13 protein-coding genes are annotated in these 15,098 nt (G+C 45.4%); 12 read left to right on the forward strand and 1 reads right to left on the reverse strand.

Features of this window, described 5'->3' with window-relative positions:
• Positions 1-11 precede the first annotated feature (11 nt).
• From Q1X33_RS11160 to Q1X33_RS11175, 4 genes are all read left to right on the forward strand, one after another.
• Complete coding sequence (locus Q1X33_RS11160; RefSeq protein ID WP_005227946.1) at positions 12-1,880, forward strand: carbohydrate-binding domain-containing protein; 1,869 nt, start codon at positions 12-14, stop codon at positions 1,878-1,880.
• Positions 1,881-2,050: 170 nt separating this feature from the next.
• Complete coding sequence (locus Q1X33_RS11165) at positions 2,051-3,535, forward strand: ABC transporter permease (protein ID WP_005231794.1); 1,485 nt, start codon at positions 2,051-2,053, stop codon at positions 3,533-3,535.
• Between the two features lie 10 nt (positions 3,536-3,545).
• Positions 3,546-4,211, forward strand: coding sequence for an ABC transporter ATP-binding protein (locus Q1X33_RS11170; protein WP_005227951.1), 666 nt, complete (start codon positions 3,546-3,548; stop codon positions 4,209-4,211).
• 167 nt (positions 4,212-4,378) lie between these two features.
• Positions 4,379-4,831, forward strand: a complete 453-nt coding sequence (locus tag Q1X33_RS11175) for a YaiI/YqxD family protein (RefSeq protein WP_005227952.1) — start codon at positions 4,379-4,381, stop codon at positions 4,829-4,831.
• Between the two features lie 52 nt (positions 4,832-4,883).
• Here Q1X33_RS11175 and Q1X33_RS11180 read toward each other — a convergent pair whose 3' ends face one another.
• Positions 4,884-6,626 carry an AarF/ABC1/UbiB kinase family protein gene (locus Q1X33_RS11180; protein WP_086295762.1) on the reverse strand — a complete coding sequence of 581 codons (1,743 nt, stop codon included), beginning with the start codon at positions 6,624-6,626 and terminating at the stop codon, positions 4,884-4,886.
• 182 nt (positions 6,627-6,808) lie between these two features.
• Here Q1X33_RS11180 and Q1X33_RS11185 point away from each other — a divergent pair, with 182 nt between their 5' ends.
• The 8 genes from Q1X33_RS11185 to rlmN all read left to right on the forward strand — a co-directional run bounded on the left by Q1X33_RS11185 (position 6,809) and on the right by rlmN (position 15,002).
• Positions 6,809-7,885 carry a D-alanine--D-alanine ligase gene (locus Q1X33_RS11185; RefSeq protein ID WP_005227954.1) on the forward strand — a complete coding sequence of 359 codons (1,077 nt, stop codon included), beginning with the start codon at positions 6,809-6,811 and terminating at the stop codon, positions 7,883-7,885.
• Between the two features lie 86 nt (positions 7,886-7,971).
• Entirely contained in the window at positions 7,972-9,321 is a 1,350-nt protein-coding gene (murF, locus tag Q1X33_RS11190; RefSeq protein ID WP_301969673.1) for a UDP-N-acetylmuramoyl-tripeptide--D-alanyl-D-alanine ligase, read from the forward strand.
• A 290-nt stretch (positions 9,322-9,611) separates the two neighbouring features.
• On the forward strand, positions 9,612-11,135 hold the full coding sequence (locus tag Q1X33_RS11195) for a DEAD/DEAH box helicase (protein ID WP_005227956.1): 1,524 nt from the start codon (positions 9,612-9,614) through the stop codon (positions 11,133-11,135).
• 203 nt (positions 11,136-11,338) lie between these two features.
• Complete coding sequence (gene acpS, locus Q1X33_RS11200; protein ID WP_005227957.1) at positions 11,339-11,704, forward strand: holo-ACP synthase; 366 nt, start codon at positions 11,339-11,341, stop codon at positions 11,702-11,704.
• A 122-nt stretch (positions 11,705-11,826) separates the two neighbouring features.
• Positions 11,827-12,948, forward strand: a complete 1,122-nt coding sequence (gene alr, locus Q1X33_RS11205; protein WP_301969674.1) for an alanine racemase — start codon at positions 11,827-11,829, stop codon at positions 12,946-12,948.
• A gap of 9 nt (positions 12,949-12,957) precedes the next feature.
• On the forward strand, positions 12,958-13,329 hold the full coding sequence (locus tag Q1X33_RS11210) for a type II toxin-antitoxin system PemK/MazF family toxin (protein WP_005227961.1): 372 nt from the start codon (positions 12,958-12,960) through the stop codon (positions 13,327-13,329).
• Positions 13,330-13,337: 8 nt separating this feature from the next.
• Positions 13,338-13,634, forward strand: coding sequence for a hypothetical protein (locus Q1X33_RS11215; protein WP_005227970.1), 297 nt, complete (start codon positions 13,338-13,340; stop codon positions 13,632-13,634).
• A 300-nt stretch (positions 13,635-13,934) separates the two neighbouring features.
• Complete coding sequence (gene rlmN / locus Q1X33_RS11220) at positions 13,935-15,002, forward strand: 23S rRNA (adenine(2503)-C(2))-methyltransferase RlmN (RefSeq protein ID WP_015510422.1); 1,068 nt, start codon at positions 13,935-13,937, stop codon at positions 15,000-15,002.
• Positions 15,003-15,098 lie beyond the last annotated feature (96 nt).

Below are 15,098 nucleotides of genomic sequence, written 5' to 3' on the forward strand. Positions count from 1 at the left end.
AGGAACCTCTTATGAAAAAACTCATTTATCCGCTCTTACTCTCATCGCTACTCCTAGGCGCTTGTGGGCAAACCGATAAAACCGATAGTAGTAGCACGAGCAGCAGCTCCAGTTCTGCAGCGGCTGTTTCAGGTTCTGCCGCAGTGACCAACGTTGCAACGACTCTTGATGATGCTACGGACTATTATGGCAGTTACGAAGAAGAAGACGTGGATGCCTCCTACGATGAGGCGACCGCCACGCAACTTGAATTGAATGACGGCGATACGACGGCTGTTGATGGCGTTGCAGTGGAAGACCAAACGGTGACGATCACGCAAGCTGGTACCTATGTCGTCAGCGGTTCCTTAAGTAATGGTCAACTGGTTGTCAACGTCAATAAAGAAGAAAAAGTCCATCTGATCTTTGCGGGTGTCACGATCACCAATGAAGACGGGGCGGCAGTCGTCATCGAACAAGCAGAAAAAGTCATCACGACCTTAGCCAGTGATACGACAAATACTCTGATAGATGGCAGCAGCTACACCTTGGCGGAAGGTGAGACGGAACCAGATGCCGCTTTTTATAGTAAAGAAGATTTGTCCATCAACGGTGATGGAACGTTGGTGATCACAGGAAATTACAGCAACGGGCTGCGCAGCAAAGATGATTTGGTTTTAGCTGCTGGTGGCACGATTGAGATCACAGCGAAAAACAATGCCATCAAAGGAAAAGATTCCGTGTCGATCTTGGCAGGGAACTACACACTGAACACCACTGAAGGAGATGGCATCCAAGCGAATAATTCGGAAGATGCGGAAAAAGGCTACGTTGCGATCGATGGCGGTACCTTTACGATCCAAAGTGGGCGTGATGGCATCCAAGCAGAAACAAATTTAAGCATCCAATCAGCCGATCTCACGATCAAAACGGCTGACGGGGCACAAAGTCAGTCGCTAGTGACGGATGAAAGCTACAAAGGATTGAAAGCTGGCGGTGTGATGACCATCAGCAGCGGTACCTTTGCGATCGATAGTGCAGATGATAGCCTGCATGCCAACGATACCATCAACATCACAGGTGGTACGATCACTGCCAACAGTGGTGACGACGGCATACATGCGGACAATGAATTGACGATCTCCGATGGGACGATTGCTATCGAAGAATCCTATGAAGGACTAGAAGCAAGTGTGATCACGATTGCTGGTGGTACGACACACGTCGTGGCTAGCGATGACGGGATCAATGCCGGTGGCGGCAGTGATACAGAGGAAACCACTGGCCAATTTGGGCAAGACAGCTTTGGTGGCGGTCCTGGCGGTGGCGATACCGCAGATGACAGCAAACAAATCACAATCACTGGTGGGACGTTGGTGGTCGATGCCGAAGGGGATGGCCTGGACAGTAACGGCAATGTCACTATGAGTGATGGGGTCGTCATCGTAAATGGTCCAACGACCGGTGGCAATGGCGCTTTGGATTATAACGGGACGTTTGAAATCACTGGCGGTGTCTTGTTAGCTGCTGGTACGACCGATATGGCCATGAATGTCAGTGGGGGAAGTCAACAGTCGATCGGGATCAGTTTCGATCAAACCCAAGCAGCAGAGACCCTTGTGACCTTAAAGGATAGTCAAGGACAGACGATCTTGTCCTATGCACCAAGTAAAAGCTACCAACATGTGGTTCTTTCTAGCCCAGATTTGACGGATAGCAGCTATACATTGGTCAGTGGGGGAACGAATGATGCGCAAGCTGTTTCTGGTTATTATGCTGGTGGGACCCTTAGTGATGGGACGGAATTAGGAACGTTGCCCGTCACGGAAACGATCGCCAACTTGACCCAATCAGGAGCGACAGCGACAACCAATCAAATGGGCGGCGGCTTTGGCCGTTAGTTGAAGGTTCCTCGATCATTCCCTGGGGGTCATCAATAAAACGTGCAGATCGCAGAAGACAGCTGCGGTCTGTTCCAACGTTTTGAAAAATCAGGGGAAGATTTAAGTTCAATTTAAGCTAAGGTTCTTATAGTCGAAATACAATAATTTGCCATTCAGGAGGAACAAAGATGAATTTTTTGAAACGAGGGCTCCAAAGTTTATGGGCGAAAAAAGGCCGGAGTCTGCTGCTGATCGCCGTATTTTCTGCAATCTTGATTTTTGTATTGGCGGGTTTGACGATTCGCAGTGCAGCGCTAGTAGCGACTGAAAATGCTCAGAAAAGTGTCGGCGCAACCGTGACGTTGCAAGCCAACCGTGAGCAGGCTTTTCAGCAAAGAAGTTCTTCATCTGACAGCGATGACCAGAGTACACGTCCAGATCCAGGGAGTTTTCAATCGACACCTGTAGCGATCACAGATGCCCAAGCAATCGCTGATTTAGACGGGGTTGCTTCATATAGTTTTGAAGTCAGTACCTCGGCTGATGCCGTCAGCGGGATCGAACCGATCTCTAGCAGTGACTCCTCGACAGAGTCAGAAGCAACCGATAGCAGCGAGTCGGGGCAAATGGGCGGTATGCCAGGAGGTATGCCTGGTGGGAGTATGAGTACAGGTGATTTCCAAATCACTGGCGTATCAACCAGTGCGGCGTATACGACTTTTTCGGAAGGAACAGCGACGATCACGGATGGAGAAGGAATTACTTCTGAGGACGAAGGCACAAACCAAGTCTTGATTGAATCCTCACTAGCTGAAGCGAATGATTTAGCGGTCGGAGATACGTTTTCAATCACTGATGCAGAGGACAATGAAGTAGAAGTGACGGTCAAAGGAATCTATGAAACGAGTGAAGTTGGCAACAGCATGAGCCAAATGTTTAACTTTCTCAACCCAGCCAACACGATCATTGCCTCTTATACCCTTGCCAATACGTTGAGCGGCAATGAGGACACCATTGATTCAGCAACCTATACCTTGAGTGATCCGTCTGAAATGACGGCATTCGTGGAAGAAGCAGAAGGATTGATCGATACAGAAACCTACAGCATCCAAACCAATGATCAGATGTATCAATCGATGCTGACACCGTTGAATAATGTCGCGAGCTTTGCCAAAAATATTATTGTCTTAGTTGCTGCTGCCGGTATCATTATTTTGACGTTGATCGTGATGATGTCGATTCGGGAACGTCGCTATGAGATTGGCGTATTGCTCTCTTTAGGCGAGTCACGAGCCAAAGTGATCCTACAGTTTTTTACAGAGATTTTTGTCTGCATGGTATTTGCTTTAGGGATCGCGGCCGCTAGCGGTAATCTAGTCGGTAATGCCGTCGGAGAGCAATTATTGGCACAGCAAACCGAAACGACGACGGATCAGGCAGCTGCTGAAAACGCTGGACCTGGAGGCGGAGAGATGCCGCAAATGGGCGGCAACCGTGGCGGTTCTTTCCCATCCTTCACCCAATCAGCAGAAGTGGAGTCCTTAGAAATTACCGTTTCCCCTCAACAAATTGGTCTATTGGCATTACTCGGTCTAGGGATCAGCTTTGGCTCGATCTTACTCTCGTCGGCGGGCATTTTGCGGCTGAACCCGAAAAAAATCTTGGTTTCTTAGGAGGAACGACATGACATTACGAACAGAACAATTAGGCTATTGGTATCAAAGCGAAGCAGAAGCCCTGTTTCGTGGCGTTGACTTGACCTTCGAGCCTGGCAAGATGTATGCGATCTTAGGTTCCAGCGGATCGGGGAAAACGACCTTCCTGTCGCTGATCACAGGCCTAGATACCCCGAAAGAAGGAAAGATTTTCTACAACGAAGAAACGTTAGCAAAAATCGGGCTGCGGGAGTACCGCCGCAAAGATGTGTCCATCGTGTTCCAAGCCTATAATCTATTGCCTTATCTGTCGGCATTGGACAATGTGGTGACAGCGATGGCGATCGCGAAGTCGCAGCAAGCCGATAAAAAGGCCTACGCTTTAGCAAACTTAGCCAAAGTTGGCATCATGGAAGAGCTGGCACTGAAAAAAGTGACCCAATTATCGGGTGGGCAGCAGCAGCGGGTGGCGATCGTTCGCGCATTGTGCTGTGAGCATGAGCTGATCGTAGCCGATGAACCGACTGGAAACTTGGATGAAACGACGTCCAAAGAGATCGTCAAACTATTTCAAGAAATTGCTCATGAGCAAAAAAAATGTATTATCTTAGTGACCCATGAACAAGAAGTAGCCAAGGCTTGCGATGTCGTTTATGAGCTAAAAGAGCGAGCATTTTCTAAAGTTGAGGGATAAGCCTTGCTTAGGGTAGCTGCTAGTTATTAGGGCGGAGGCAGTTGCTCTTCCTGAGGCTTTAAATGCATCCTCAAGGAAACGGCTGTAAAGTCTGCTTGCATCTTCGCCTTGCTCCTCTTACAATAGAAGTAATTGTAAACGAAGAAATTTGTGAGAGGAGCAAGCAGATGCGGCTTTTTATTGACGGCGACGGTTCGCCAGTGAAAAATGAAGTGATTGAACTGGCTCAGCAGTATCAGCTGCCGGTAGTGATCGTGACCAGTGTCGATCATTATACGACCAAAGATTATCCTGCCCACGTTCACTTTGTCTATGTCGACAAAGGCTCGGATCGCGCGGATTATGAAATCGTGAAGGAAATAGAACCCGGCGATTTTCTCGTCACCCAAGATTATGGCTTAGCCTCGTTAGTCTTGCCCAAAAAAGCGCGGGTTTTTCACCATAACGGCACAGAGTATTTGCCAGAAACGATCGATTTTTTACTCGGACAACGCTACTTAGGTGCGCAGATGCGTAAAGCAGGCAAGCGCACAAAAGGACCGAAGCCTTTTACGAAAGAGGATCGGGAAGCCTTCAAACGAATCTTTGAAGATGAATTGCGACAGACCCTTGCAAAATAAGCACCCTCAAGACCCAGCTTCTGCATGAACCACGGGAATTGAAGGTGCTTATTTATTTCTTGCGAAAACGATCATAGAAGTATTTGCTGACTAAAGCCACGATCGCGAAAAATGCTAAGGTATATCCGAAGATTCCCATCTGATGGACGAAGGCTCCTTGTTGCGGGCTGGCGACCACCAATAAGGAAGAGCCAAGGATGACCGCAGCTAGAATAATACCGATCACCAGTCGATTGACCATCTGATCAAAGCGGTCCAATAGCTGTTTTTGTTCGCGGATCTCTAGATTCAATCGGTGTTTACCAGTCGCAAAAGTGTCTAAGACAGCCAAGGTCCGATCGGGAAGATGGCTAAGTGCCCGCAAGCTTTTTGCGGTTGCCAAGGCGCTTTTTTTCACCTCGTCTTCAATACTCAGCTGCTGTAGGAAATATTTTTGTGCAAAAGGCTGAGTGACTTCCATCATTGATAATTCGGGATCTAAGGCTTTGATCACACCTTCCAAGGTACCAAAAGCCTTGATCAGCAAGGTGATGTCTCGATGCATCTGCAGTTGGTTATCATGGCAGATCGTGATGACTTCCGCCATCACTTTTTGCAAGTCGATATCCTTTAGCGGCATATTATAGTAGTTTTCAACAAATTTTTGCAGGTCTTGGTAGAAGGCGACTTCGTCAAAGGAACTGCCGCTGCTGTTGCACAACCGCAAGACGGCTTTGCCGACTTCTTGGGTGTCTTGGGTATAAAGAGCAATCAACGCATCGGCTAAACGGCTGCGTAAAGACTGATCCAAATGACCCATCATCCCAAAGTCCAAGAAAATCACTTGGTAAGGCGGCATGACAGCTTCTTCTTGCCATTTCAACGAATAATCGACCCCGCCGAGGACACCGACGCGCTGCTTGACTTGAAATGGTTGTGGGCGGTTGGCTTGATCCGTGAAGACATGCAAGAAAAGATTGCCAGGATGCGGATCAGCGTGAAAGAAGCCATCTTCAAAGACTTGTTTCATAAAGTTTTCGACTAATAGCGTCCCCACTTGTTTTTTCACTGCTTTAACGGACTGATTGTCATAAACGATGTCTTGATTTTTGCGGGTCAGTAAGCAATTCAAGCTTTCACCTGCCATGTAATCCATGACTAATACTTTTTGGGTACACCATTCGGGATAAACTTTTGGCAATGCCAACTGCGGGTCTTGGTGATTGTTGCGGTAGAATTCCTGTGCGTTTTTCATCTCTTGCAAAAAATTTGTTTCATTGGCAAGGGATCGTCGGACTTCGCTTAGCACGCTTTTTAAATCCACCACATTGGCTTCTGGAATTGCGCGAACCAACGGCAGGGCTTTTTCAAAAAGATCGAGATCCACTTGAATTGCCGCAATGATCCCTGGATGCTGCACTTTGACGATCACTTCTTTGCCGCTGAGCAAGTTTGCTCGATGGGCTTGTCCGATGGAAGCTGAGGCGACTGGAATTTCATCAAAAGCGGAAAAAACTTCCGTTAGCGGCTGCTGCAGTTCTTTTTCCAGCAGTGCTTTGACCTTGGGAAATGGATCGCTTTTGACATTGTCCTGCAGCTGCTTGAATTCATCGACAAAGGTGCTGGAAAGCAGATCATTGCGGACCGAAAGCATCTGCCCGATTTTGATAAATGTTGGTCCTAATTCTTCAAACGCTTGACGCACCATTTCGGGGTGCTGCTGTTTGCTGATATTTTGAACGACTTTGTATTTCAAAAAGACTTGAACGATTTGTTTTAATCGTCCTTTTCTAGAAGGAGCGGTTTGTTCTGTCATAGGTCCCACCTCTTTAAACGTGCCGTGATATATTCATAGTACTGACAAAATGAAAAACATTCAACTAACGACTGTGTAAGCTTAAAGAAATTTCTGCAAGATTTAATGCCGGTTGGTCGATTTTGTGCTAAAATGTGGAAGACTTAGTTTGGTAGAATCAATGAATACAGGAGGAAATTCTTTTGAAAATCATTTTATTATACGGGGGACGCAGTGCAGAACATGAGGTATCACTGTTATCCGCTTTTTCAGTTGTTAATGCTGTATATTATAATTACTACCAAGTTCAATTAGTAATGATCACCAAAGAAGGACGCTGGTTAAAAGGCCCATTATTGACTGAGGCGCCAACGTCTCCAGATACTTTGGCATTGACCAATGAAGAAACCAAAGGGGAAGAAATTACACCTGGGGCAATCTACGAAGAAGACGCGATCGTCTTTCCTTTACTTCACGGACCAAACGGCGAAGACGGCACGATCCAAGGGTTTTTAGAAACCATCGGAATGCCTTATGTCGGAGCCGGTGTCTTGACTAGTGCCTGTGGGATGGACAAAATCATGACCAAGTATATCTTGCAAGCTGCGGGGATTCCGCAAGTTCCCTATGTACCAGTCTTGAAAAATGCGTGGAAAGAAAATCCGAAAAAGATTTTCGATCAATGTGAAGGCAGTCTGCTTTATCCAATGTTTGTCAAACCTGCCAACATGGGCTCAAGTGTCGGTATCTCGAAAGCCGAGAACCGTGAAGAACTGCAAAATGCGCTACAAGAAGCGTATCGCTACGATACCCGAGCGATCGTTGAACAAGGAATCGAAGCCCGTGAGATCGAAGTAGCCGTTCTTGGAAACGAAGACGTTCGGACCACAATGCCGGGAGAAATCGTAAAAGATGTTGCCTTTTATGATTACAATTCCAAATACATTGACAACCGAATCGAGATGCAGATTCCTGCACAAATTCCAGAAGAAACACAAGCCAAAGCTCAAGAGTTTGCGAAAAAAGCCTATACGATGTTAGGCGGCAGCGGATTGAGCCGTTGTGATTTCTTTTTGACCAATAAAAATGAGCTCTTTTTAAATGAGCTGAACACGATGCCAGGGTTCACTGAATTCAGCATGTACCCACTGCTATGGGAGAAGACCGGCTTGCCTTATGGGGATTTGATCGAAGAATTGATCCAATTAGGGATGAATCGTTTCAATCAAAGACGTTCGTTCTTGACCAATGTAGAAGCAACAGAAAACGAAGCAGAATAAATAGCAGGAAGAAAGCCAGCTCAACTCAAGGAAAATACTTGAAGCGATCTTGTGCTTTCTTTTTTTAGGAAAAAGGAGCGAACCTGATGAATTTTACTGTAAAAGAAGCCGCTGCCTTATTTGGTCAGCAAATTGAAAATGAAACGCCACTTGCCTCTGTGGAATTCGACAGCCGTCTGATCAAAGAAAACAGTCTCTTTGTTCCCTTAGCGGGGACCCGTGACGGACATGAATTTGCCCAACAAGCCAAAGACAATGGGGCGATCGCCACACTGTGGAGCCACCCTACGATCGAACCGCCGCAAGACATCCTTGTGATTCCTGTCACGGATACCGTCAAAGCGTTTCAACAATTGGCACGAGCGTATAAAGAAAAGCTTGCACCGAAAATCATCGGTATTACTGGAAGTAACGGGAAAACGACCACCAAAGATATGGTGGAAGCGGTCATGGCCCAAAAGTACCAGACCTATAAAACCCAAGGCAACCACAACAATGAACTAGGCGTGCCTTTGACTATCTTGCATGCGCCAGAAGATACCCAAGTGTTGATTTTAGAAATGGGAATGGATCATGCAGGTGAAATCGAAGTCCTTTCGCGCTTAGCAGAACCTGACGCTGCCGCTATCACGTTGATAGGCGAAGCCCACATTGAAAACTTAGGGTCCAGAGAAGGGATCGCCAAAGCCAAAATGGAGATCACCGCAGGATTGAAAAAAGACGGCTTCTTTATGATGCCAGCTGATGAACCATTGTTAGAGCCCTTTGTTCCCAATTTAACGCAGACCATTGAAACTTTTGGCTTAACTGAGGGAGATCTACAAGGAGACATCGTGGAGGAATCGCAAGATCAGACGATTTTTACGGTAGCAGGTACGACCTTTACCTTACCGGTCTTAGGCGGCTATAATGTCAAAAATGCCTTGATCGCGATTGGGATAGGACGTCATTTTGGTGTAGCAGATGAAGCGATCAAGGAAGGCTTGGCGCATTTTCAATTGACGAAAAATCGGACCCAATGGGTGACTGCTGGTAATGGGGCAGCGATTTTGAGCGATATTTACAATGCCAATCCGACGGCCATGGGTCTGGTATTGGATAGCTTCCGCAAATTGCCTTTAGCAGGACGACGGATCGCCGTATTGGCAGATATGCTTGAATTAGGACCAGATTCTGCACAAATGCACGAGCAGATGGCCGCACACTTGGATGATTCGTTCCAGCTAGTTTTCCTTTATGGCAAAGAAATGCAGGCATTGCAAAAACGACTAGCGAACACTGCCCTTGCTGACAAGGTGCGCTATTTTGCGATTGATGAAAAACCACAGCTGATCGCCTCCTTAATAGAAACTTTAGAACCTTCCGATAGCCTAGTGATCAAAGGCAGCAATGGCATGGGCCTGAGTGAAGTCGTTGATGCACTAAAAGGAATGTAAAAGGGAGTTGAAATCTTGCTGAAACTTTCAAAGCGTGTTATACTTATCTAACGCCGAAAGATGAAGCACAGAATGATTACTGTAAAAAACATTGACGTTTTGAGATAAAATGATGGCTGAGACAAACAACACTTGTTTTAGCCTTTTATAATGCCTTCGTGAAGCGGTTTTTCGGTACCGAGAGAAAGATAAGAGTAAATGGGACTACTCTTGTGTTTCTGAAGAACTAACCTACGCTTCGATGATAGAAAAACAGGCATCGAAAAGATGACCAGCCTAGGAGGATCCATTTGAAATTTAAAGATCTAGAATTATCCAACGAATTATTGACTTCTGTTGAGCGTGCCGGCTTTGAAGAAGCAACACCCATCCAAGAAGCAACGATTCCATTAGCCTTAGCAGGCAAAGACGTGATCGGTCAAGCACAGACCGGTACTGGTAAAACCGCCGCATTTGGTTTGCCAATGTTAGAAAAAATTGACCCAACGAACCATCAACTACAAGGATTAGTGATTGCCCCAACCCGTGAATTAGCGATCCAAACCCAAGAAGAATTGTACCGTCTTGGTAAAGACAAAAAAATTCGTGTACAAGCAGTTTACGGTGGAGCCGATATCGGCCGTCAAATCCGTCAACTAAAAGATCGTCCCCACATCGTAGTTGGTACACCAGGTCGTATGTTAGACCATATCAACCGCCACACCTTGAAATTAGGCACCGTTGAAACGCTTGTATTAGATGAAGCGGATGAAATGTTGAACATGGGCTTCTTGGAAGATATTGAAAAAATCATCAGCCAAGTACCAGATGTTCGTCAAACATTGCTATTTTCAGCAACAATGCCGCCAGCAATCAAAAACATCGGCGTGAAATTCATGAAAGAGCCTGAACATGTACAGATCAAAGCCAAAGAAATGACCGCTGATTTGATTGATCAATACTATGTTCGTTCAAAAGATTACGAAAAATTTGATATCATGACTCGCTTATTGGATGTGCAAACGCCAGAATTGACCATCGTTTTCGGTCGTACGAAACGTCGTGTCGATGAATTGGCGCGCGGCTTAGAAGCCCGCGGCTATAAAGCAGAAGGCATTCATGGAGACCTTTCTCAACAAAAACGAATGAGCGTTTTGCGTTCATTCAAGAGTGGTCAACTAGATATCTTAGTTGCCACAGACGTTGCAGCTCGTGGATTAGATATCTCTGGTGTTACACACGTTTACAACTACGATATCCCTCAAGACCCTGAAAGCTATGTTCACCGGATTGGACGTACTGGCCGTGCTGGAAAAGGTGGAATGTCTGTGACTTTCGTTACACCAAACGAAATGAGCTATCTGCACGTCATTGAAAACTTAACGAAAAAACGGATGACACCAATGCGCCCACCGACCGAAAAAGAAGCGTTCAAAGGTCAATTAGGTGCCGCAATCGAATCTGTTGAAACCAAATTGGATGAAAATGGCTTAGATAAATACTTGCAAGCAGCCGACGATCTATTAGAACGTTATTCTGCACAAGATTTAGCAGCATTGCTTCTAAAAACTATGGCAAAAGATCCTGCTGATTTAGCACCAGTGAAGATCACACCAGAGCGTCCATTGCCTCAAGGGAAAAAATCATTCAACAAAAATGGTCGTCGCAGCAACAATAGCAACGGCAATCGTAACCGCAAAGAAAACGGTGGGAACCGTGGCGGTGGCAACGGCAATAAAGCCCGCGGCAACTATTCAAAAGATGGTGCCCGTAAAAACAATCGCCGCAGCAACGACAAAAAACGCGGTTTCGTAATCAGAAACAACCAAGACTAATTAAGTTTGTGGACCTTGTAAGGAAACTTGCAAGGTCTTTTTTTATATAAAAAACAAATACGAACGATTAAAAATCTTAATCTCCGTATAAACTCGTCAGATTTGAATGGTAATTCGCCATTTTTTTGGTAGAATGGTAACTAGCTGAACAAGGGGTATTTCCAATTTGGAAAACCCTATCTTAGGTGAAGGTAGAGAAAAGAATGATCAAAGGAATCGGGATCGATGCAGTCGAGCTGCCTCGAATGAAAGAATTAATTGAAAAAAAACCTCAGTTTATAACGCGTATTTTAACAGAGAGGGAAGCAAAATTATTTGCACGCTTGCCGCTGAAACGTCAGGTAGAGTTCCTTGGCGGGCGCTATGCCTGCAAAGAAGCGTTTTCGAAAGCTTGGGGGACAGGGATCGGCAAAGTTTCTTTTCATGACATTGAAGTCTTGACCAATGAATTCGGTGCCCCGATCGTTACTAAAGCACCTCATCCTTTAGAAAAAACGTTTGTCAGTATCACCCATACAAATGATACTGCTTTTGCACAAATTATTTTAGAAGTACTAGATAGTGAATAAACCAAGTTGAAGTAGTCTGTCAGTCAAGAAGACTTTGATACTTCATGGACGAACAGCCGACTACATAAAACCAACTTAATTTGTTCGTCTGATCAAGCACTAGTAGAAAGAAGGAACTGGAAATGGTGGTTGCTTACCATAGACCAACGAAAGCGATAATTGATACAACTGCGATTACCGAAAATATCAAACATGAGATTGCTCACTTACCAAGCGAGACATTTCTTTTTGCGGTGGTCAAAGCGAATGGTTACGGACACGGAGCGGTTCAAACCGCTCTTGCAGCCAAAGAAGGCGGCGCAGATGGTTTTTGCGTTGCGACGATCGATGAAGCGATCGAATTGAGAGAAGCAGGGATTACTGACCCGATTTTGATCTTAGGTGTCGTGAATGTGTGTGATATTACCTTGCTGACGACCTATGATTTGTCATTTCCAGTCGCTTCGATGGACTGGCTGATAGAAGCAGGCGCTTATTTAGAGGAGAACCCTCTAAATAAGCCGCTTAAAGTGCATATCAAGGTGGATACTGGTATGGGGAGAATCGGCTTTTTGACTGTCGAAGAAGTGCGCCAAACCATTCTTTGGTTAGAAGATCACCCCTCTTTTGAGTGGGAAGGGATCTTTACCCATTTCTCCACAGCGGATCAAGCAGACACGAGCTATTGGGAAACCCAGCACCAACGTTTTAAAGAAGTCTTAACTGTTTTGCCCTATTTGCCGACATATATACATACAGGCAATAGCGCAACCTCTTTATGGCACAAAGAAGCAGTAGGAAATATGGTCCGTTTTGGGATCGCAATGTATGGGTTGAACCCATCAGGTCATGCGCTGAGCGAACCATTTTCCTTAAAACCTGCGCTTTCGCTCGTTTCTGAACTGATACAAGTGAAATTACTTGAAAAAGGAGCGGGGATTGGCTATGGTGAAACATATATCACTCCACGTCAGGAATGGATCGGCACCGTGCCTATCGGTTATGCTGACGGCTGGTTACGAAAAATGCAAGGCTTCTCGATCTTAGTAGAAGGCGAGCGTTGTGAGATCGTCGGTCGAGTGTGTATGGATCAATTGATGATTCGTTTGCCGCGGGCATTTGCTGTCGGTACACCAGTCACCTTGATCGGTGAGAATCATGGGGAACAAATTACGATGCAGGATGTTGCAGACCAGTTAGAAACGATTCACTATGAAGTAGCGTGTACCCTTTCAGCAAGGATTCCGCGAGAATATAAAAGTTAGGGTGGTCCTATGGTAAAAAGGGGAGATATTTATTTTGCCGATCTTTCACCAGTGGTTGGATCGGAGCAAGGCGGGATACGTCCAGTCTTGATCATTCAAAATGACTTGGGGAATCACTTCAGTCCCACTGTGATCATTGCGGCGATCACGGCAAAAATGGCGAAGCCGAAATTACCAACGCATATTGGGATTTCCGCTTCTTGCACAGGGATTGGCAAAGACTCCGTCATTTTGATGGAACAGATTCGCACGATCGACAAAAGCCGTTTGAAAGAAAAGGTTTGTCACTTAGACGATAAAGTGATGTGTGAAGTCGATGCTGCCTTGATGATCAGTATTGGTGTTGAGCCGACCTTTGCCACATCAACGATCGAGGTGTAAATCTGTCAATGGGGTATGTAGTATTAATAGCAGTTGTCATTTTATTGAGTTTCTTTACGTATAAACATATTCGCCGTTTTCTTTCAGAAACAAAAAAGCGCAACGAAACCATGGAACAAGGATATTATCTTGTGAGTCATACATATGAAGAAAAGCGGGAACAGACACATTATTACGGCGTTTTTCAGCAGGGAGACAAAGAGCTGATACTAGAAATGTCGCTACAACTTTATTTACAACTGCAGCCGCCGCAACGGGGCATGTTGACCGCCAAAGAAGGCAGAGTGCTTTCTTTTGAAATGTGATCATGTAATGAAAGTAACGCGCACGAGGAAACAGCCCCCTCATGAAAACAAGCAGGAAAGAGCCGCTTTGTTTCGTACATCGGAGCAGGTTCTGTCACTGCTTGTTTTTTTCATGCAGGTCTTTGTGAGAGGTTTCCTATGGCCAAAGATTCAATGAATGGAAGAAAGAGCATCTTCAAAAAAGAGGAATACCACAAAAGCGTGGGGCTAGAATGCTTTGAAGATCAGGCAATGTACGGTTGCTTTTCACAAAGAATTCAGTTATAGTATGTAGCGACTAGTTTGAAAAGAGGGAAAAAAGTGAACCCATCGATTTATGGACTTACCAAATCAGATTTATCTTTGTGGATAACTGAACAAAATGAAAAGAAATTCCGTGCCAACCAAGTGTGGGAGTGGCTCTATGAAAAACGAGTAACCAGCTTTGAAGAAATGACCAATCTACCGAAACCTTTGATTGAGAAACTGTCGGCAGCCTTTGTGATCAATCCCCTGAAACAGATGGTGGTACAAGAAGCCAGTGACGGAACCGTCAAGTATTTATTCCAATTGCCAGACAATCACATGATTGAAACGGTCTTGATGCGTCAAGAATATGGCATGTCCGTTTGTGTGACGACCCAAGTCGGCTGCAACATCGGCTGTACGTTTTGTGCCAGTGGGTTATTAAAGAAGCAACGAGACTTAACGGCAGGCGAGATCGTGGCTCAAATCATGTTAGTACAACACTATTTTGATGAACGCAATGAGGGGGAACGAGTCTCTCACGTGGTGGTCATGGGGATTGGCGAACCCTTTGATAACTATGACAATGTGATGCATTTCTTACAGATCATCAATGACCCGAAAGGCTTAGCGATCGGCGCGCGGCATATTACTGTGTCAACCAGCGGCTTAGCGCATAAAATTAGAGAGTTTGCGGAGAACGGCTTGCAAGTGAACCTAGCGATTTCGCTGCATGCCCCAAATAACGAAGTCAGAACCTCCATGATGCGGATCAATCGGAGTTTCCCGATTGAAAAGCTGATGGCAGCGGTCGACTATTATTTAGAAAAAACCAATCGTCGGATCACATTTGAGTACATCATGCTGGATCATGTCAATGACCGGCCAGAACATGCCCGTCAGTTGGCAGCTTTATTGAAGGATAAAAAGAAATTGTCATACGTCAACTTGATCCCATATAACCCAGTGAGTGAGCATGACCAATACGCTCGAAGTAAAAAAGCGGATGTGTTAGCCTTTTATGACATTTTAAAGAAAAACGGTATCAATTGCGTGATTCGTAAAGAACACGGGACAGATATCGACGCAGCTTGCGGACAGCTGCGAAGCAAACAAATGAAAAAAGAAGCCTCCGCTTCTTAAACGCAAAAAGCAAAAGAAGGACTGCACAAGCGCAGTTCTTCTTTTTGTTATTTACTATCTAAGTAATTAAAAAACACATTAAAGAAAGCGTATTCC

This window comes from Enterococcus sp. B2E4 (assembly GCF_030499455.1).
Lineage (GTDB): Bacteria > Bacillota > Bacilli > Lactobacillales > Enterococcaceae > Enterococcus_D > Enterococcus_D casseliflavus.